We start from the raw sequence: 16796 nt of genomic DNA, 5'->3' as shown, positions 1-16796 counted from the left end.
ACAAAATGACTATTCCACCGTCGCGCTATGTGAGAGACATGTATCTGGCCATCCTGAGCGATACGCACGTCCCGGGGAGAGCGTCGACGATTCCGGAGTGGGTCGAAACTCGCGTCGAACGCGCCGACCTCGTGATTCACGCGGGCGACTTCGACTCGCCGGAGACGCTCGAACACATTCGCGACCTCGCCACGGAGTTCGTCGGGGTCCGCGGAAACGTCGACCCGCCGCGTATCGACCTGCCGTACGTGGATATCGTCGAGGCCGCCGGGGCGACGTTCGTCGTCACCCACGGGACGGGGACGCGAACCGGGTACGTGTCGCGGGTCGCGCAGACGGTCATCGACGCCGCCGGACGGGACGCAATCGGTATCGCCGGTCACATACACGAAGTCGTCGACGAGGTCGCCAACGGCGTCAGAGTCCTCAATCCGGGAACGGCGACCGCGCCGGACCCGAGTGACGACGCGACGATGATGGTCGGAACCGTCGAGGACGGGGACCTCGAAGTCGATGTCGTCAGTGGGGACTGACGACCTGTCTCGGTGAGGTCGTCGGTCCTGGTTTCGGCTTCAGTCAGTCGTCTCTCGGCTGGGTGTAGAACTCCGAGACGTCGTATTCGTCGTATCGCAATCGCTCTTCGGGCGAATGGAAGTTCGGTTCGAGACCGGCGAACTCGACGCCACAGGCGAACGTCCCGAAGCGGTCGCGGTAAAAGGAGACGTGGAATGCGCCGAACTTCGTCATATCGACCGGCGTCGGACTCGTCTCCGACTCCTCGGCCAAGAGATACAGTTCCGCGAAGAGAACGTGATTGTTCAGCCGAAACGAGGTCTTCTCGCCAGTCAGCGGATGGACGTCTCTGTCGACGCGGTCGCGAATCTCCTGCGGAACGCGCCCCACGTATTCGAGGTACTCCTCGACCGTGTCTCTCCCCATGGGGTCTATCGGTCGGTCGTCCATGCGCTGACCTGTGTTTGACACATCTTAACAATGTCGCGGGTTCCTCCCTGTCGGGCGGTCCCGATACCGGCCCCCTTCGCCAGCATCCCGTGGTTTTTCACCGCCGTCGCCGTCCCCTCCCGTATGGAGTTGTTCGCCGTTCCCGACGTGCCCGAGATTCGCGCGGGCGACGACCTCGCGCGCATCATCGCCGAGCGCGTCGACCTCCGCCCCGACGACGTCGTGTGCGTCGCTTCGACAGTCGTCTCGAAGGCCGAAGGGCGGTTCGCCGACCTCGACGATTTCCCGGCCGGTCCGCGGGCGCGAGAACTCGCGGCCCGCCTCTCGGAACTCACCGACGAGGAGAAGGACCCGCGATTCGCGCAGGCGGTCCTCGAAGAGAGCGTCGACCTCGTGATGACCGAACCGTTCCTCCTGACGGAGACGCGGTTCGGCCACGTCGGCGTCAACGCCGGTATCGACCGGTCGAACGTCCCCGACCACGACCTCCTGTTGCTCCCGAAGCGCCCCAGCGAGTCGGCCGAGCGCATCCGCGCCGGTATCGACGCCGACCGCGTCATCGTCTCCGACACGTCGGGGCGGCCCTTCCGTCACGGCCAGCGGGGTGTCGCACTCGGCTGGGCGGGCATGGCCCCCTCGCGCGACTGGCGCGGTGAGACCGACCGCGACGGGCGCGAACTCGGCGTCACTGTCGAGAGCGTCGTGGACGAACTCGCCGCGGCCGCCAACCTCGTCCAAGGAGAGGGCGACGACGGAACGCCCGTGGTCGTCGTTCGCGGCTTCGAGTGGGGCGACCACGGCGAGAGCCACGCCCACTACCGCGACATCGAGGGCGACTTCGTCCGACAGGCGCTCCGCGGGTGGACCTACGACCCCGATACGAACTGACCGAACGCTCACTTTCACACCATGCTCGGACTCGAACTCACGCCGGAACATCCGGTATCTGACCTCGTCGAACTGGGAACGCAGGCGGAACGCGAGGGCTACGACTCGTGTTTCGTCTCGTGTCACTACAACAACCGCGACCCCTTTGCGGTCCTCGCGCGACTCGCGGCCGAGACCGACGAGATTCGCCTCGGCCCCGGTGTCGCCAACCCCTACGAGATGCATCCCGTCACGCTCGCCGCGAAGGTGGCGACCGTCGCCGAAGCCTCGGACGGTCGCGGCCTCCTCGGTATCGGTCCTGGAGACCCCTCGACCCTCCGCAACCTCGGTCTCGAAGACCAGCGCGGCCTCCGCTCTGTCTTGGAAGCGTTCAAAGTCGCACAGGACCTCTGGGACGGAAAACGCGTCACCCACGACGGAACCTTCGAAGCGACCGACGCTGGACTCAATTTCGACGTTCCCGGTGAGATTCCGGTCTACGTCGGCGGCGAAGGGCCGCACATGTGCCGAATGGCGGGCAAGCACGCCGACGGCTTACTCTTCAACGGCTCCCATCCCGACGACCTCGCGTGGGCACGCGAACAGGTCGATATCGGCCGCGACGACCGTCCTGACTCGCGCGGCGAGTTCACGCTCGCGGCCTACGCCAGCGTCTCCATCTCGGAAGACGAGTCGGCGGCCCGCGAGGCGGCACGCCCACCTGTCGCGTTCATCACCGCCGGAGCAGCCCCGCCGGTCCTCGACAGGCACGGTCTCGATGCTGACCTCGCAAGCGACATTGGCGACAAGATTTCGGCGGGCGAGTTCTCGGAGGCGTTCGGCCTCGTCACCCCGGCGATGATAGACGCCTTCTCGATGGCTGGCACGCCGGATGACGTGAGCGAGCGGATGGCCGCGGTGCTCGACCACGCGGATGGAATCGTCGTCGGGTCACCAATCGGACCCGACCTCGAAGAAGCGATTTCGTTAGCTGCGCGGGCGTTTACCGAGAGCCGGGCGTAGTTCCGAGACCGAGTTCGGCACCCAGTGCGCCGAGGACGACGTAGGCCAGTGCGCCGACTGCCGCGATGATAAACAGGTTGCCGAAGATAACGAGAATCGGCGAGAGCGGGTCGTTCAGCGCTACGCTGGAGAAGTTCACGAGCAGCTCGACGACGCTCTGCAACAGTGCCACGATGAAGTCCGTGAGGGTTGCCATAGATGTCCCTGAGGATTCGGGGATAAAGACTGTGTGGATTTCACACGATTTTGCAGGTCGGCACGGATAAGGCCCACCCGTCCACACATCGGGACATGTCGAACCGCTCGCTCGACGACTTCGCTGGCGGCCCGGACGATGACGACGACGCTGTTGAGTCGGTGTCCGACGACTCGGTCGAATCTGTGTCCGACGACACCGTCGAATCCGTCCCCGACGACACCGAAACAGAAGCCGACCGCGACGCCCTCGACACCCTCGCCACCTACCGCTGGACGCCTGACGGAACAGCGTGCCCTGTCTGCGGCGACACGGTCCAAAAGCGGTGGCTCGACGGCGAGCAGTACGTCTGTCACGACTGCAAAGACTGGTAGCGCCGCCTGAACGCTCTTATCCCAGTCGCCCGCTTCGCCGACCAAACCCACGAACGAAGGCGTCCTCGTCGATGGCGAGGACTGTCGGCCGACCGTGCGGGCACGTATAGGGCGCCTCACACGACCCGAGTCGGGAGACGAGACGCGTTGCGTCCGCGACCGAGAGGTCGTCGCCTGCTTTTATCGAGGGATGACACGCGAGGTCCTTCAGAAACTCGTCGCGCGGGTCCCGCGGGTCGTTCGCAGCGAGGTCGGACACAACGTCTGCCAGTGCGTCGGGCGCGAACGGTCGGCCCAGTGGGGCTGGAACCGCCTCGACGCGGTAGGTTCCGCCGCCGAAGTCGGCGACGCGGAAGCCGAGTCGCTCGACGGCGTCTCGATTCGCCTCCAGAAGCGCCGCTTCGGGCGGCGACAGCGACACACTCACTGGTGGGTCGACCGGGACGGAATCGACGCCCGCTTTCTCGACGGCTTCCCGCAGGCGCTCGTAGTTCACGCGCTCGTGGGCCGCGTGCTGGTCGATTACGAGGAGTTCGTCGCCGACCTCACAGAGGACGTAGAGGTCGCGGAACTGGCCGATGACGCGCACGTCGTCGAATACGGACTCCGCCTCGACCGGCGACAGCGACGAGTCGAGGTCCATCGCCAGTTCGCCGCTCCGGCGCAGGTCGGCAGTCGAAAGGGCGTCGTTGACACTCGCTTCGACCGCGTCGGCGACCACCTCGGTGTCTCTGAACTCGACGTCCGATTTCGCGGGGTGAACGTTGTGGTCGACCCACGACGGGGGAAGCGAGAGGCGTACGACGGCGACAGGTTCGCGGCCGTCCGGGAGGAGCGTCCCGTAGGCGTCGGAGACGGCGCGGCGAATCCGCGACTCGGCGAGGGCGCGACCGTTGACCGAGACGTGGACGTGGTCCCGCCGGGCGCGACTCACGAGCGGGTGACAGAGGACGCCGTCGATGGCCATCTCGTCCGACTCAGTCCCAATTCGGAGCTCGCGGCTGGCGTCGAACGTCGAGGCGTGACTGGCGACCTCGCGGCCGTAGACGGCGAGCAAGGCATCCGTAAAACGGTCGGTTCCCGGCGTCGTGAGCGTCTCGCGACCATCGTGCCGGAGGACGAACCGTACGTCGGGGCGGACGAGCGCGTACCGGGTGACGACACGCGAGATGCGGGCGAACTCGGCTTTCGCCGACGCGAGTGCCTTCTTTCGGGCGGGGCGCTCGGCGAAGAGGTCCGTGACTTCGACGGTGGTTCCGCGGGCGCGACCCGCCGCAGTGACCGACTTTTCGCCCCGCTCGACGACCACCTGCGTCCCGCGTGGGCCACTGGCGTTGGTCGTCAGTTCCAGTCGGGAGACAGCCGCGATGCTCGGAAGTGCCTCACCCCTGAAACCCAACGTCTCGACCGTTTCGAGGTCGGCCGCGTCGTCTAGCTTGCTGGTCGTGTGGCGCTCGACCGCGAGCGCGGCGTCGCGCTCGCTCATTCCGACTCCGTCGTCGCTGACGCGGATTCGGTCTGTTCCGTCGCCACTGATTTCGATTTCGACGGTTTCGGCACCCGCGTCGAGGGCGTTTTCCACGAGTTCCACGACGACGCTCGCCGGTCGGGTGACGACCTCTCCCGCCGCGATTTGCGCCCGTGTCTGCCGGTCGAGTTCGTGAATCATCTTATCTCATTTTCGTTTCGTCTCATCTTCGACCCTATCCGACCATCTCATCTCATTCGAGTCGGCCTTTGAGGTCCGACAGGAGGTTCAGCGCTTCCAGTGGGGTGGTGTCGACGAGGTCGGCGTCTCGGAGTTCGGCGGCCACCTCGTCGAGCGTGTCGTCGCTGGCGGCGGTGTGGGTTCCACTCGAACCGACCCTCGAAGTCGCTTTACTGTTGGGTTCGGCTCTCGGCCCGGAAGCCCCGGAGGACTCCCCATTCGAGGCATGTGGGTTGTTACCAAGGTCATCTACGTACGCCGCGAGGGTTCCATTTTCGGCATCGTGCGCCGCCTCAGCAACCCCTTCGTTTCGAGTCGAGTTCGAGACGACGGATTCGGTCGGCGTCGGTTCAGTGGTGGCGGCATCGGGTGCGTCGTCGACACCACCGGCGTTCGACTCGGAAGCGTCGTCGGCGCTGTCGGCGTCAACGAGGCCGCGAGCGCGGTCTACGACAGCCGGTGGAACGCCCGCGAGTTGCGCGACTTCGACCCCGTAGGAAGAGGACGATGGCCCCTCCGCGACGCTGTGGAGGAAGGTCACCTCGCCATCGGTCTGCGCCGCCGTGAAGTGGAGGTTGAACACGCCCGACCGCTCCGAGGCGGCGTCGGTCAGGTCGTGGTAGTGGGTCGCGAAGAGCGTCATCGCGCCGACTTCGTCGTGGATGAACTCCGTGGTTGCGCGGGCGATGGCGAGGCCGTCGGCCGTGGAGGTGCCCCGGCCGACTTCGTCGAGGAGGACGAGGGAATCCTCGGTGGCGTTGTGGAGGATTTCGGTCAACTCGCTCATCTCGCGCATGAACGTCGATTGGCCACCGGCGATGTCGTCGGAGGCTCCGACGCGGGTGAACACGCGGTCGACGACCGGCAGACAGGCGGCTCTGGCGGGGACGAAACTCCCCAGCTGCGCGAGGATGCAGACGAGCGCGACCTGTCGCATGTAGGTCGATTTTCCCGACATGTTCGGGCCGGTGACGAGTGCGACGCCCCCCTGCGGGAGCGAAGTCGGGTTCGGGACGAACTCGTCTTGCGTGCGCTCGACCACGGGGTGGCGACCGGCTTCGATTTCGATTCCGCCGTGGGCCTCTGTGCCCTCCTCGCGGAACTCCGGTCGCGTGTAGTCGTTGGCGACGGCAACGTCCGCGAGGGTGCGAAGGACGTCGAGGTCGGCGAGGGCGTCTGCGACCGCCTGAATGCGCTCGGATTCGGCGGCGACTTCGGCACGAACCTCGCAGAACAGGTCGTATTCGAGGGTCTCCGCCCGCTCGGTGGCGCTGAGAATCTCGTCTTCGCGTTCCTTCAGTTCGGGCGTGTAGAAGCGCTCGGAGTTCTTCAGGGTCTGTCGGCGGACGTAATCGTCGGGCACCTTGTCGAGGTTCGGGTTCGTGACCTCGATGTAGTAGCCGTGGACCTGATTGTAGCCTACGTCGAGCGAGTCGATGCCGGTGCGCTCTCGCTCCCGGGCTTCGAGGTCCGAAACCCACTCGCGGCCTTCGGTGGCGGTCCCCCGGAGGTCGTCGAGTTCGTCGTCGAATCCCGATGCGACGACGCCGCCTTCGGTAATCTCCTGTGGCGGGTCATCCACGATAGCGCGGTCTATCAAGTCCCGAACGTCTGCGAGGTCGTCCAGTGAGTCGCGGAGGTCGGCGAGGCGACCCGAATCGACGTTGTCGAGCGTCCCACGAATCTCGGGAACGCGGTCGAGCGTCGTCTGCAACGACCGCAGGTCGCGGGCGTTCGCGCGCTCTCGCGAGACGCGGGCGACGAGGCGTTCGAGGTCGTAGACGGCTGAGAGGTGCTCGCGCAGGTCGGCCCGCGTGAGGGCGTCGTCGGCCAGTTCGCCGACTGCGTCCAGTCGTGCTTCGATAGCGTCTCTGTCTACGAGCGGGCGGCGAAGCCACGCTTCGAGGCGACGACGGCCCGGTGCGCAGGCCGTCTCGTCGAGCACCGAAAAGAGGGTACTTCCCGCGTGTGCGCTTCGCGAGTCGAACAGTTCGAGACTGCGGATGGCCGTCGCGTCGAGTTGCAGGAACTCTCGCGGGTCGAATCGCGTGATTCGGGTGACGTACTCCAGTTTCGAGTCGCCCTGTGCGTACTCGGCGTAGGCGAGAAGGGCACCGACAGCGCGGCGTTCCACGTCGGCGTCGACGACCGCATCGGGGCGGGAGACGTACGACGAAAGCGTCTCTGTCGCTGCCTCGGAGTCGAAGGCACCGGGGTCGAACGGTGTCTCCATCGGGTCGAACGAATGCTCCGGCAGGTCGCAGTTCGGCCCGACGACGAGTTCGGCGGGCGCGAGTCGGTCTAGTTCTTCGAGCAGCAGTGCGCGGTCGGCACCCGTCACGAGACACTCGCCGGTCGAGACATCCACGACTGCGAGGCCGTAGTCGTCGCCGTCGCGGGCGACAGCGCCGAGGTAGGTCGCTCGCCCGGCTTCCAGCAGTTCCTCGTCGACGACGGTTCCGGGGGTGATGAGCTGTGTGACGGCGCGGTCCACCAGTCCAGAGGCTTCGGAGGCGTCTTCGACTTGGTCGGCGAGCGCGACGCGATACCCCGCGTCGAGCAGGCGTTCGAGATAGCCCGCCGCGTTGTCGATGGGGATGCCCGCCATCGGCCACGTCCCAGTGGAGTCCTCACGCTGGGTGAGCGTCACCTCGCAGGTCCGCGCAACCGTCTCGGCCGCCTCGCAGAAGGCTTCGTAGAAGTCGCCGACCTGAAACAACACGAGGGCGTCGTCGTGCGTCTCACAGAGGTCGGCGTACTGCGAGAGCATCGGCGTCAGGTCGTCTCGGACCGCCAGCATAGCTTCTGGCGCGCCGTAGACTTCCTCACGCTCGGCGTCCGTGTTCATATCCGGTACGGAGTCGCCGAACGACAAAAGCACCCGGGAACCCAGCGTTCGGTCCCACCGTCTCCATTGGAGTGTGGTATGCACACATCCAGCAACGTTACGTGGACTGACGCAATAGTTCATGACAGAGGTCCCGTCGACCATCTCGGAGCGGCAGGCGGGACACCCCGCATATCAATGACTGATGTACATGCAGACGCCGACTTCGACCGCGAGCAGTCGGTCGAAGCGGTATCCGACCTCGCCGCGCGTATCTCTGAGAACGTCGAACGAGTCATCGTCGGCCACCACGATGCCATCGAAGACATCGTCGTGACGATGTTCGCCCGGGGCCACCTCCTCTTGGAGGACGTTCCCGGCGTCGGCAAGACGATGCTCGCCCGGGCTATCGCCACGTCTATCGAGGGCTCGTTCGAACGTATCCAGTTCACGCCCGACCTCTTGCCGTCCGACGTGACCGGCGTGAACGTCTTCAACCAGAAGACGAACGAGTTCGAGTTCCGCGAGGGGCCGGTCTTCGGGAACGTCGTCCTCGGCGACGAAATCAATCGCGCTCCGCCGAAGACGCAGGCCGCACTCCTCGAAGTCATGGAGGAGTTGCAGGTCACCGTCGATGGCGTCACACGACGGGTTCCCGACCCCTTTACCGTCATCGCGACCCAGAACGACGTCGAACCCGACCGAACCTACGACCTCCCGCTGGCCGAACTCGACCGCTTTATGAAGAAAATCCATCTCGGCTATCCGAGCGAGGCCGAAGAGACCGAACTGCTCGGCCGACTCGCCGGACACCACCCCATCGAGTCACTCGAACCTGTCGCGACGGCCGCCGACGTTCGCACCGCCCGCGAGACGATTTTGGGCGTGCGGGTGAGCGAACCGGTCCGCCGATACGTCTCGCGACTCGCCGCCGACACCCGCGACCGGGCGAATCTGGGTGTGAGCCCTAGAGGGTCGCTTGCTCTCGTTCGGGCCGCACAGGCCCGCGCTGCGCTCGATGCCCGCGACTACGTCGTCCCCGACGACGTGCAACGTGAGGCCCAGAGCGTCTGGGCACACCGCATCCGAACCACCGGCAGCAACGACGGCCGAGACGTCGTCGAACGCGCACTCGATTTCGTCCCGGTCGAATGAGACCCACACTCCGAGGCTGGGCGGCGCTGGTCGTCGTCGCACTGGGTGTCGGAAATGCCATCGCATTCGGCCCGCGGGCGCTCGACGCCGTCGTCGTTCCCGTCGTCGTCGCGCTCGCAGTCGGCGCGGTGCAGGTGTGGCGTATTTCGCCGCCACGAGCAGTGCGTTCACCGCCGGAAGATGGGTTCCCCGGCGAGACCCACACAGTCACGCTCGACATCGAGTCGAATCGGCCGTTCCCCGCGACGACGACCGACACGCTCTCTGACGGTCTCGACGGCGACTCGAAAACCCAGTCGCTCGTCGGCGACGGGACCATCTCGTACGACGTGACCTACCAGTCTCGCGGGCTGGCGACTATCGGTCCGGCGTCTATCGTCGCGACCGACGTTCTCGGATTTTTCACCCGAACGTTCACCGTCGGCGGGACGACCGAGATACTGGTCTATCCGCGACTCAGGTCGCTGTCCGCGACGGCCCGCAGAGACCTCTCGTTGCTCTCGCAGTTCGGTGCGAGCGACGAGCGCGGCGAGTTCGACCGCCTCCGGCCGTACGTCCCCGGTGACTCGCTTCGGGACGTTCACTGGAAATCGACTGCTCGGTCGGGCGACCTCGTGGTGAAGGCGTTCGCCGACCACGCCGACCCCGACGCAGTCGCCGTCTCGGTCGGGAGTATCGAAGGCCGCGTCGACGACGTGGCCGAAGCGACCGCCTCGCTCTGCTGGTCGCTTCTGGACGCTGGCGTGCCGATTCACCTCACGTCGCCCGGCGGAACCATCGACGCCACCCCCGGCGACCAGCGCCACGTCTTCGCCCACCTCGCGCAGATGGATGCCGGGTCGGTTCCAGACGAGAACGCTGGGGTCGTCGTTCGCGGCGATGTCGGCCAGACGCACATCGTCTTCGGCGGACACGAGACGACGTTCGAACGACTCCGCGCCGAACCGGGTGCGCCAGACGAGATACTCTCGTCGCTGCAACTCGACGACGACGCTCGTCGGGAGGCCACAGCATGAGCACCGACACACGCACTGGGCGAGGGTCGAACCAGTCGTCGCCGAGTCGCCCCGGCGCTCACTCGGCGACGGCTGAGGCCGGAGAACAGACACTCCTCGGCGTCCCAGTGTCGATGTTCGCAGTGGCCGCCACGTTCGTCCTGTTGGGGTCGTTCCTCTCGGTACTCTACGAGGTGACGGACGTCGTCGGCGGGCGAAGCGAATTCCTCCTCATCGCGGGCGTGACGGTGGTTGTTGCCACTGCCGTCGCCCGACTCTTCCGCCCGCGGGCCGCGTTCGGACTCACGGCGGTCCTGCTCGGTGTCGGCTTCCTCGCGTACATTCTCGCTCTTCCGAAGAGCCAACTCGCGTTGCTCTCGCCGGAGCAACTCGTCGCCGACTCCGTCGCGCTCTTGAGTGGCTTGTCGGTCCTGCGGTTGCTCTCGGCCGACGTGTGGGCGCTCGCCGTGACGCCTGCGCCGACGTTCCTCGCGTGGTATCTCGCCGTCCGCGGTCGGATTGCTCCGGCAGTCGCCGTCGCTGGCGGCGGACTCGGGATGTTCGTCTTGACCGGTGACGCGAGCGGGGCGCTCACGCTCGCTGGCGTCGCCGCGGGCATCGCCGCACTCGGATTCGACAGTCTCGACCGCTACGGCGTCGGTGGCGGGCAACTCGACGTGCTCGCCATCGCCCTCGCTTCGATGATTGTCCTCTCGGCGACTATCACGGTCCTCCCCGGAACCGGTGGGTCGCCTATTCTCCCCAGTCACGGCGTCGCAGAGCAACCGACTGTCGAGGCCAACCTAGTGAGCGCGACCGACCGAATCTCCGTCGTCGGGAGCATCAGCCTCTCGCCGGACGTGCGGTTTAACGTCGAGAGTACCGCCCCGTCGTACTGGCAGACTGCCTCGTTCGACCGCTATACCGGTGACGGGTGGGTCAGAACCGGTGATACGAAGCCGTACACCGGCGGCCGACTCAGCGGTCCGGAGGGGCCATCGAGGCTCGTCCAACAGACAGTCACCCCGGAGACGCCACTCGACTCGATGCCTGCTGCGTGGCGACCGGTCGCCGTCAGCGGTGACGTGGAGTCGGAGACGGTCGTCACCCAACAGGGGAACTTCCGGCCGACGCGGACTGTCGGCACCGACGAAAACTACACTGTGACGAGCGAGGTGCCGCAGTACACGCCAGCCTCACTGCGTCGCACGGGAACCGACTACCCCGACGAGATACGCGAACGCTACCTCGGACTGCCGGACAGTACGTCAGACCGGGTCCGTGAGCGTGCCGCCGAAATCACGGCCGAAGCCGAGACGCCGTACGACAAGGCTGTCGCGGTCGAGACGTGGTTACAAGAGAACAAGCGGTACTCGTTGCAGGTGTCGCGGCCGGAGGGTGACATCGCCGAGTCGTTCCTGTTCGAGATGGACGCGGGCTACTGCACCTACTACGCGTCGACGATGGTCGTCCTCCTCCGCTCGGAGGGCGTCCCAGCGCGATTCGTCACCGGCTACACGACGGGCGAGCGCGTCGGCGACAACGAGTACGTCGTTCGCGGCCTCGACTCGCACGCGTGGGTCGAGGTGTACTTCGAAGACACTGGCTGGGTCCGCTTCGACCCCACGCCCGCCGCGCCGCGCCAATCTGCCGAGTCGCAGGCGCTCACCGATGCTCGCGAAGAAGGACAATCCGGAATCGACACTAACGAGACGGAACTGCAGGCGAACAGCTCACAGGAGATTACGCCGGTCGCCCCTGAGTCGGAAACCGGGACGACCGCAAACAACACGACGACTGACTCGATTGCGCCGGGTGTCGGCGAGCGACTCGGTATTACGCCGACGGTCGAGACGCCACCGGGTGAGGAGTCGGAAGACGGACTCGTCCCGACGCTCCCGTCGCGTGAGACGATGCTCGTCGGCCTCGCTGCTGCTGTCGGCATCGTCGCCGGGGCGCGTCGGACGCGCGCGCCAGCGCACATCCGACTCGCGGCGCTTCTCGTCTACCAGCGGCGGACGGACTCACCGGCGAGAGACGTGTTTCGCGCCTACGACCGCCTCGAACACGTGCTTGGCCGTGAGTACCGGCCGCGACGCCAAGGCGAGACGGTTCGCCACTACCTCGATGCGCTCTCGCGTGTCGGCCTCGACGAGCGCACCCGACAGGTGGGTCAGCTCTACGAGCGTGCCAAGTACGGCGACGGCGTCGCCCGAGCAGACGCCGACGAGGCGATGTCGGTCGCCGACGCCGCGGTTCGGTCGCGTCTGCCGGTCGTCAGACGAGTGCTGACCTGAACCTCGTTCTTTTTCATCCCTGTGTTCAGACTGTGGTTCAATGGCGACACGACAGGCGGTCGTTGCACTCCTGTGTGCCGTGTGCTGCGTCTTCGCGGCTGTCCCCCCCGCGATAGCAGCCCCCGACGACGCAGCCACCGGGCCGGGTCTCGAACCGCTGGTCCAGCAAGGCGTCGAGCCCGATAGCACTCGCATCGTCGTCGAGGTAGCGGAAGACGGCGACGCACGGTGGGAGATTCAGTACTGGACGCGCCTCGACGACCAGAACACGACTGACGCGTTCGCCTCGCTCGAAGACGATATCGGTGCGAACCCGACGGACTACACCTCGGCGTTCTCCGACCGAATCAACGGCACGGTGAGTGCGGCATCGAACTCGACCGGCCGCGAGATGTCGGCGACGAACGTCTCGGTCGCCGCGGAGACGCGGTCGCTGCCGGACAGTTTTGGCGTCGTCACCTACTCGTTCGAGTGGTCCAACTTCGCGGCGGTCGATGGTGACTCGCTCGTCGTCGGCGACGCTATCGAGGGCTTCTTCCTCGATTCGGGCTCGCGGCTCATCCTCTCGTGGCCCGACGAGTACGGCCCGACGACGGTCGCCCCGACGGCCGACGATACGCGTGAAAACACCGTCATCTGGCGTGGTGCCGACACCGAATTCGTCTCCGGCGAACCGCGTGTCGTCCTCGAAGTCGGCGGCGGCGCACCCGCGACGAGTCCGACTGCGACGCAGACGGCGGCGCAGACGCCTGCGACCGCTGACGACCCCTTCCTGACGACGGGCGCACTTGCGGCACTCGCGCTCGTCGGGGTGCTCGTCGTCGGTGCCGGGTTCTATCTCCGGTCGCGCGGCGTCTTCGGCAGTGGCGGCGCACGCGATGAAGCCGGTGGGGACGAAGCGGCAGTCGCAGCGTCCGCCACTCGCGACACGGATGCAGAAACTGACGTGTCGCAGACTGCGCCGGGCGAATCGGCAGGCAAGGTCACTTCGGACGACGCGGAGACGGCCGAGGAAGCGGCTGCGACCGACGACGCCGACACCGAAGACGTTCCCTCGGAACTGCTCAGCAACGAAGAGCGCGTCCTTCGACTCATCGAGTCTCGTGGCGGCCGAATCAAACAACAGGAGGTCGCGAGCGCGCTGGAGTGGACCGACGCGAAGACCAGCAAGGTCGTCCGCAGGATGCGCGACGAAGGGACTATCGAAGGGTTCCGCCTCGGTCGGGAGAACGTCCTCCGACTGCCGGAGGACGACGAGCCCGAGGACGCTTAAAAATATCACGACCATTTACTCGGTTTCATCGCCCCTAACCGACCGACTGCGGTGCATCTTCTCGACGCGTCGAATCGGTGTTGAACCGCGTTGATTCGCACGGACGAACATCCGTTTATATCAGAATGTGGGACGAACGGTGGTGTAATGAGCCGACGATTTGCTGTGCTCGTCGTTGCTGCGGTGCTGATTGTGAGCGCGAGCGCACCGCTCGCGCTCGCGTCTTATGCAAGCGTGAGCCACGCATCCAACGGTGCCGCCGTGACCGACGAGGCTGTTTCCCCGGCCGCCCAAGACGGGCCGAGTAACGAGACGACACGTAACGAGACGGCAACTGCCACCGAGACTGCACCAAACGAGACGAACGACGGCGAGTTCGTCCCGCCGGGACAACGGCTCGCGGGCGTCATCGGCGTCCAGGGCTCCGAGACAGACGGTGTCATCGAGCGCCGGGCGTTCGAGACGCGACTGTCGAACGCGAATTCGAACGCTTCGAAAGCCGGTGTCGTCGCCGAACAGGTCGAGACGGTCCGCGAGCGACTGACGGAACTCGAACAGCGCCGCGACCGACTCGAAGCGCGGCACGAAAACGGGTCGATTCCAGAGGGTCGCTACCGCGTGCAGATAACCCGCGTCGTCGCCGACATCGAGCAAGCGAAATCCATCCTGAATCAGACGGCCGACGCTGCGGCGACGATTCCGGAGGAAGACCTCCAGAAGACGGGCGTGAACAAAACGGAACTCGACAGACTCCGTGACAACGCCAGCGAACTCACCGGTCCCGAAGTGGCTGAAATCGCGCGCAACCTCACTGGCGACACTCCTGGTAAGGGACTCGACCGAGCCGAGAAAAACCGAAAGAACGGCGACCGTGAGCGGGGTAACGGCAACGGAAACGGCTCCGATGCAGGCAACGGAAACGGTGCTGGCAACGGCGCGAGTGCGTCTGACGAGAACTCCAGCAGCGACGACAACCCCGGACAGGGTGAAAACGCAGGGGAGAAGTCGAATTCGAGCTCTGGAAACGGACAGGACAACGCACCAGATACGCCGCCAGGACAGGACAAACAGGCGAAAGACCCAGAGACTGGCGGGTCGGCGAGTGACGAGGGGTCGGCGAGCGAAGAGAGCGATTCGGCCACTGGCGACGACTCGTCAGATGAGTCCACGACAGACGACACTGAGACGACCACCGACGACGGTTCGGCCACCTGATTTCTGCGACCGTGACAGTGGCTCCCGATACTGTTTAATATCCCCATCCTGTAATTCCACACTGTAATGTCGGAAGTCTGCTCGACGTGCGGGCTCCCTGAAGAGCTCTGCGTCTGTGAGGACGTCGCTAAAGAGTCTCAGGAGATCGTCATCCGCATCGACGAGCGTCGCTACGGAAAAGAGGTAACAGTCATCGAGGGATTCGACCCCAAGGACGTCGACATGGATAGCCTGTCGTCGGACTTGAAGTCGAAATTTGCCTGCGGTGGGACGGTGGAAGACGATTCCATCGAACTCCAAGGCAACCACCGCGGCCGCGTGGAGGACTTCCTCCGCGGAAAGGGATTCAACGTCGCGTGACTGCACTCTAACCACGCCCGTCGTCGAGTACTTTTCAGAAAGTCACCATCGAAGAGCGGCCGCGCCGGTCTGTATCGGTCTGTATCGGTCTGCGCCGGTCTGTGGTGGAGACAGCTAGTCGTCTGCGTCTGATTCGAGCGGGCCGTCCCACGCATCCAGCCCGCCGGCCATGCTCTCGATTGTCGCGTCGTTCGTCCCCTCGTAGGCGGACAGCAGTCTGACCGCTTGGAGGCTTGCTTCCCCTCGCGGGCAGACCGTGACGATGTGGTCGGCCTCCGAGAGGCGGTCGAGATGCGAGTAGAGGTCCGAAAGCGGGACGTTCAGGCTGCCGGGGATGTGCTTCAGTGCGAACTCGGGCGGCGTGCTCACGTCCACGACGAGCGGCGGGTCGTCGCTGTCGAGGCGCTCGGCCACCTTCTCGGGTGAGATTTCGCTGTCCACCGCCTACAGCACCCCCTTTTCGCGTGCGAGGAGGATTCCTTCCATGGTCGCGTCGTTCGTCGGGGCTTCGAGCGCGCGGTCGAGGGCTTCCTCGACTGGAACGGCGTGGACCGAGAGGAACTCGTTTTCGTCGAGGTCGCGCTCGACGGGGGTGAGTCCCTCGGCGAAGACGAATCCACGGCGGTGTCGAAGGACGCCGGTCGAACACCACACGTCGCCGATGACGGAGGCGGAGTCGGCAGCGAAGCCGGTCTCTTCACGGAGTTCGCGGACGGCGGCGTCGCTGAAGGATTCTCCTTTCTCGACGATACCGGCGGGAAGTTCGAGTTGCGTCTGTCGAATCGTCGGGCGGTACTGCTCGACGAACACGACCTGGTCGTCCGCGACTGCGACGACGACGACTGCAGTCGCCAGTTCCGCCCAGTAGTACTGCTTCGTCGTTCCGTTCGGCTGTTCGACGAGGTCGTAGCCGCCGGTGTACCAGCCGGTCTCGTACTCGGTTTTCGACTCTAACACCGTCCACTCGGGGTCAGGGAGAGGTTCGTGGCGGCGGCCGTCGTCGGGGTGCAGATTGTCTTGGGAACCGTCGTCGGTCATTAGTCTTCGTGGGTCGCCGATGGACTTGTAGCCGACGGGACGCTGTCAGTTCTCGGCCGATTCCTCGCCGAGAATCGCGTCGCGGTAGACGCGACCGAAGGCGTTGCGCCGAAGCGTGCTCACGGCGGCGTCGCGCTCTTCTTGGAAGGTCGTGGCGACGACCTGCTCGGCGAACGGAATCGCGTGCCACGCGACGCGGTCGACGTCGGGGTTGCCCAGTTCGACGACCTCGTACGCCGCGTTGTCGGCACACCAGTCGTCGAACGCTTCGCGCGAGCCGACGTGCACCGCGAGGGACTCGGCGAAGAGCGCGTTTCGGACCGTCTCGATGACGTCTCCCGTGACGCGGTCGCGGTACTCCTCGCGGTCGAAGTCCATCGCTTTCGCCGTCTCTCTGACGACGACTTGTGCGGTCGGGCCGACGCGGTCGAATTCGCGCTCGGCTTCGTCCAGTGTCTCGGGGGAGATTGTCCCGTGGGTCTCCATCAGCCTCTGGTTTGGGTGC

General features: G+C 65.6%; 17 protein-coding genes. 10 read left to right on the top strand and 7 right to left on the bottom strand.

Going from position 1 to position 16796, the window contains the following annotated elements; all coding sequences use genetic code 11:
• Positions 1 to 38 precede the first annotated feature (38 nt).
• Positions 39 to 533: a metallophosphoesterase family protein gene (locus C453_RS17450; RefSeq protein ID WP_008326625.1), complete on the top strand. Its 495-nt coding sequence runs from the start codon at positions 39 to 41 to the stop codon at positions 531 to 533.
• A 43-nt stretch (positions 534 to 576) separates the two neighbouring features.
• On the opposite strand, the gene C453_RS17445 is transcribed toward C453_RS17450, so the two are convergent.
• Entirely contained in the window at positions 577 to 963 is a 387-nt protein-coding gene (locus C453_RS17445) for a homing endonuclease associated repeat-containing protein (RefSeq protein WP_008326624.1), read from the bottom strand.
• A gap of 123 nt (positions 964 to 1086) precedes the next feature.
• Here C453_RS17445 and C453_RS17440 point away from each other — a divergent pair, with 123 nt between their 5' ends.
• Together C453_RS17440 and C453_RS17435 are read left to right on the top strand one after the other, a co-directional pair.
• On the top strand, positions 1087 to 1851 hold the full coding sequence (locus C453_RS17440) for a coenzyme F420-0:L-glutamate ligase (protein ID WP_008326610.1): 765 nt from the start codon (positions 1087 to 1089) through the stop codon (positions 1849 to 1851).
• A gap of 21 nt (positions 1852 to 1872) precedes the next feature.
• On the top strand, positions 1873 to 2853 hold the full coding sequence (locus tag C453_RS17435; protein WP_008326608.1) for a 5,10-methylenetetrahydromethanopterin reductase: 981 nt from the start codon (positions 1873 to 1875) through the stop codon (positions 2851 to 2853).
• Here the strand turns inward: C453_RS17435 and C453_RS17430 are convergent.
• Entirely contained in the window at positions 2834 to 3049 is a 216-nt protein-coding gene (locus C453_RS17430; protein WP_008326606.1) for a hypothetical protein, read from the bottom strand. The two genes, C453_RS17435 and C453_RS17430, sit on opposite strands and share 20 nt — an antisense overlap.
• Positions 3050 to 3144: 95 nt before the next feature.
• On the opposite strand from C453_RS17430, the gene C453_RS17425 reads away from it, so the two are divergent.
• Positions 3145 to 3423 (top strand): DUF7573 domain-containing protein, encoded by a 279-nt coding sequence (locus C453_RS17425; RefSeq protein WP_008326589.1) that lies wholly within the window; start codon positions 3145 to 3147, stop codon positions 3421 to 3423.
• Between the two features lie 16 nt (positions 3424 to 3439).
• Here C453_RS17425 and mutL read toward each other — a convergent pair whose 3' ends face one another.
• Positions 3440 to 5092: a DNA mismatch repair endonuclease MutL gene (gene mutL, locus C453_RS17420; RefSeq protein ID WP_008326587.1), complete on the bottom strand. Its 1653-nt coding sequence runs from the start codon at positions 5090 to 5092 to the stop codon at positions 3440 to 3442.
• Between the two features lie 52 nt (positions 5093 to 5144).
• Positions 5145 to 7979: a DNA mismatch repair protein MutS gene (gene mutS, locus C453_RS17415; protein ID WP_008326584.1), complete on the bottom strand. Its 2835-nt coding sequence runs from the start codon at positions 7977 to 7979 to the stop codon at positions 5145 to 5147.
• A gap of 177 nt (positions 7980 to 8156) precedes the next feature.
• Between mutS and C453_RS17410 the strand changes: the two genes are divergently transcribed.
• From C453_RS17410 to yciH, 6 genes are all read left to right on the top strand, one after another.
• Positions 8157 to 9113 carry an AAA family ATPase gene (locus tag C453_RS17410; protein ID WP_008326582.1) on the top strand — a complete coding sequence of 319 codons (957 nt, stop codon included), beginning with the start codon at positions 8157 to 8159 and terminating at the stop codon, positions 9111 to 9113.
• Complete coding sequence (locus C453_RS17405) at positions 9110 to 10129, top strand: DUF58 domain-containing protein (RefSeq protein ID WP_008326580.1); 1020 nt, start codon at positions 9110 to 9112, stop codon at positions 10127 to 10129. The genes C453_RS17410 and C453_RS17405 overlap by 4 nt, the downstream gene beginning before the upstream one ends.
• On the top strand, positions 10126 to 12405 hold the full coding sequence (locus tag C453_RS17400) for a transglutaminase TgpA family protein (RefSeq protein WP_008326578.1): 2280 nt from the start codon (positions 10126 to 10128) through the stop codon (positions 12403 to 12405). Before C453_RS17405 ends, C453_RS17400 begins: the two co-directional genes overlap by 4 nt.
• 40 nt (positions 12406 to 12445) lie before the next feature.
• Positions 12446 to 13678 (top strand): helix-turn-helix transcriptional regulator, encoded by a 1233-nt coding sequence (locus C453_RS17395; RefSeq protein WP_008326576.1) that lies wholly within the window; start codon positions 12446 to 12448, stop codon positions 13676 to 13678.
• Between the two features lie 147 nt (positions 13679 to 13825).
• Positions 13826 to 14893 carry a hypothetical protein gene (locus C453_RS17390; RefSeq protein ID WP_049907850.1) on the top strand — a complete coding sequence of 356 codons (1068 nt, stop codon included), beginning with the start codon at positions 13826 to 13828 and terminating at the stop codon, positions 14891 to 14893.
• 66 nt (positions 14894 to 14959) lie between these two features.
• On the top strand, positions 14960 to 15253 hold the full coding sequence (yciH, locus tag C453_RS17385; protein WP_007541796.1) for a stress response translation initiation inhibitor YciH: 294 nt from the start codon (positions 14960 to 14962) through the stop codon (positions 15251 to 15253).
• A 114-nt stretch (positions 15254 to 15367) separates the two neighbouring features.
• Here the strand turns inward: yciH and C453_RS17380 are convergent, their stop codons facing one another.
• From C453_RS17380 to C453_RS17370, 3 genes are read right to left on the bottom strand one after another with little or no spacing between them, the layout of a single operon-like run.
• Positions 15368 to 15694, bottom strand: coding sequence for a rhodanese-like domain-containing protein (locus C453_RS17380; protein WP_008326574.1), 327 nt, complete (start codon positions 15692 to 15694; stop codon positions 15368 to 15370).
• A 3-nt stretch (positions 15695 to 15697) separates the two neighbouring features.
• Entirely contained in the window at positions 15698 to 16291 is a 594-nt protein-coding gene (locus tag C453_RS17375; RefSeq protein WP_008326573.1) for an NUDIX hydrolase, read from the bottom strand.
• A gap of 45 nt (positions 16292 to 16336) precedes the next feature.
• Entirely contained in the window at positions 16337 to 16777 is a 441-nt protein-coding gene (locus tag C453_RS17370) for a DUF5809 family protein (RefSeq protein WP_008326572.1), read from the bottom strand.
• Positions 16778 to 16796 lie beyond the last annotated feature (19 nt).

Origin of the sequence: Haloferax elongans ATCC BAA-1513 (assembly GCF_000336755.1) — an archaeon.
In the GTDB taxonomy this organism is placed as follows: Archaea; Halobacteriota; Halobacteria; order Halobacteriales; family Haloferacaceae; genus Haloferax; species Haloferax elongans.
This window is presented reverse-complemented; position numbering and strand designations above follow the sequence as displayed.

Coding starts and splice junctions, on each gene's coding strand:
- C453_RS17450 (WP_008326625.1), top strand. CDS start 39: ATGTATCTGGCCATCCTGAGCGATACGCACGTCCCGGGGAGAGCGTCG.
- C453_RS17445 (WP_008326624.1), bottom strand. CDS start 963: ATGGACGACCGACCGATAGACCCCATGGGGAGAGACACGGTCGAGGAG.
- C453_RS17440 (WP_008326610.1), top strand. CDS start 1,087: ATGGAGTTGTTCGCCGTTCCCGACGTGCCCGAGATTCGCGCGGGCGAC.
- C453_RS17435 (WP_008326608.1), top strand. CDS start 1,873: ATGCTCGGACTCGAACTCACGCCGGAACATCCGGTATCTGACCTCGTC.
- C453_RS17430 (WP_008326606.1), bottom strand. CDS start 3,049: ATGGCAACCCTCACGGACTTCATCGTGGCACTGTTGCAGAGCGTCGTC.
- C453_RS17425 (WP_008326589.1), top strand. CDS start 3,145: ATGTCGAACCGCTCGCTCGACGACTTCGCTGGCGGCCCGGACGATGAC.
- mutL (WP_008326587.1), bottom strand. CDS start 5,092: ATGATTCACGAACTCGACCGGCAGACACGGGCGCAAATCGCGGCGGGA.
- mutS (WP_008326584.1), bottom strand. CDS start 7,979: ATGAACACGGACGCCGAGCGTGAGGAAGTCTACGGCGCGCCAGAAGCT.
- C453_RS17410 (WP_008326582.1), top strand. CDS start 8,157: ATGACTGATGTACATGCAGACGCCGACTTCGACCGCGAGCAGTCGGTC.
- C453_RS17405 (WP_008326580.1), top strand. CDS start 9,110: ATGAGACCCACACTCCGAGGCTGGGCGGCGCTGGTCGTCGTCGCACTG.
- C453_RS17400 (WP_008326578.1), top strand. CDS start 10,126: ATGAGCACCGACACACGCACTGGGCGAGGGTCGAACCAGTCGTCGCCG.
- C453_RS17395 (WP_008326576.1), top strand. CDS start 12,446: ATGGCGACACGACAGGCGGTCGTTGCACTCCTGTGTGCCGTGTGCTGC.
- C453_RS17390 (WP_049907850.1), top strand. CDS start 13,826: ATGAGCCGACGATTTGCTGTGCTCGTCGTTGCTGCGGTGCTGATTGTG.
- yciH (WP_007541796.1), top strand. CDS start 14,960: ATGTCGGAAGTCTGCTCGACGTGCGGGCTCCCTGAAGAGCTCTGCGTC.
- C453_RS17375 (WP_008326573.1), bottom strand. CDS start 16,291: ATGACCGACGACGGTTCCCAAGACAATCTGCACCCCGACGACGGCCGC.
- C453_RS17370 (WP_008326572.1), bottom strand. CDS start 16,777: ATGGAGACCCACGGGACAATCTCCCCCGAGACACTGGACGAAGCCGAG.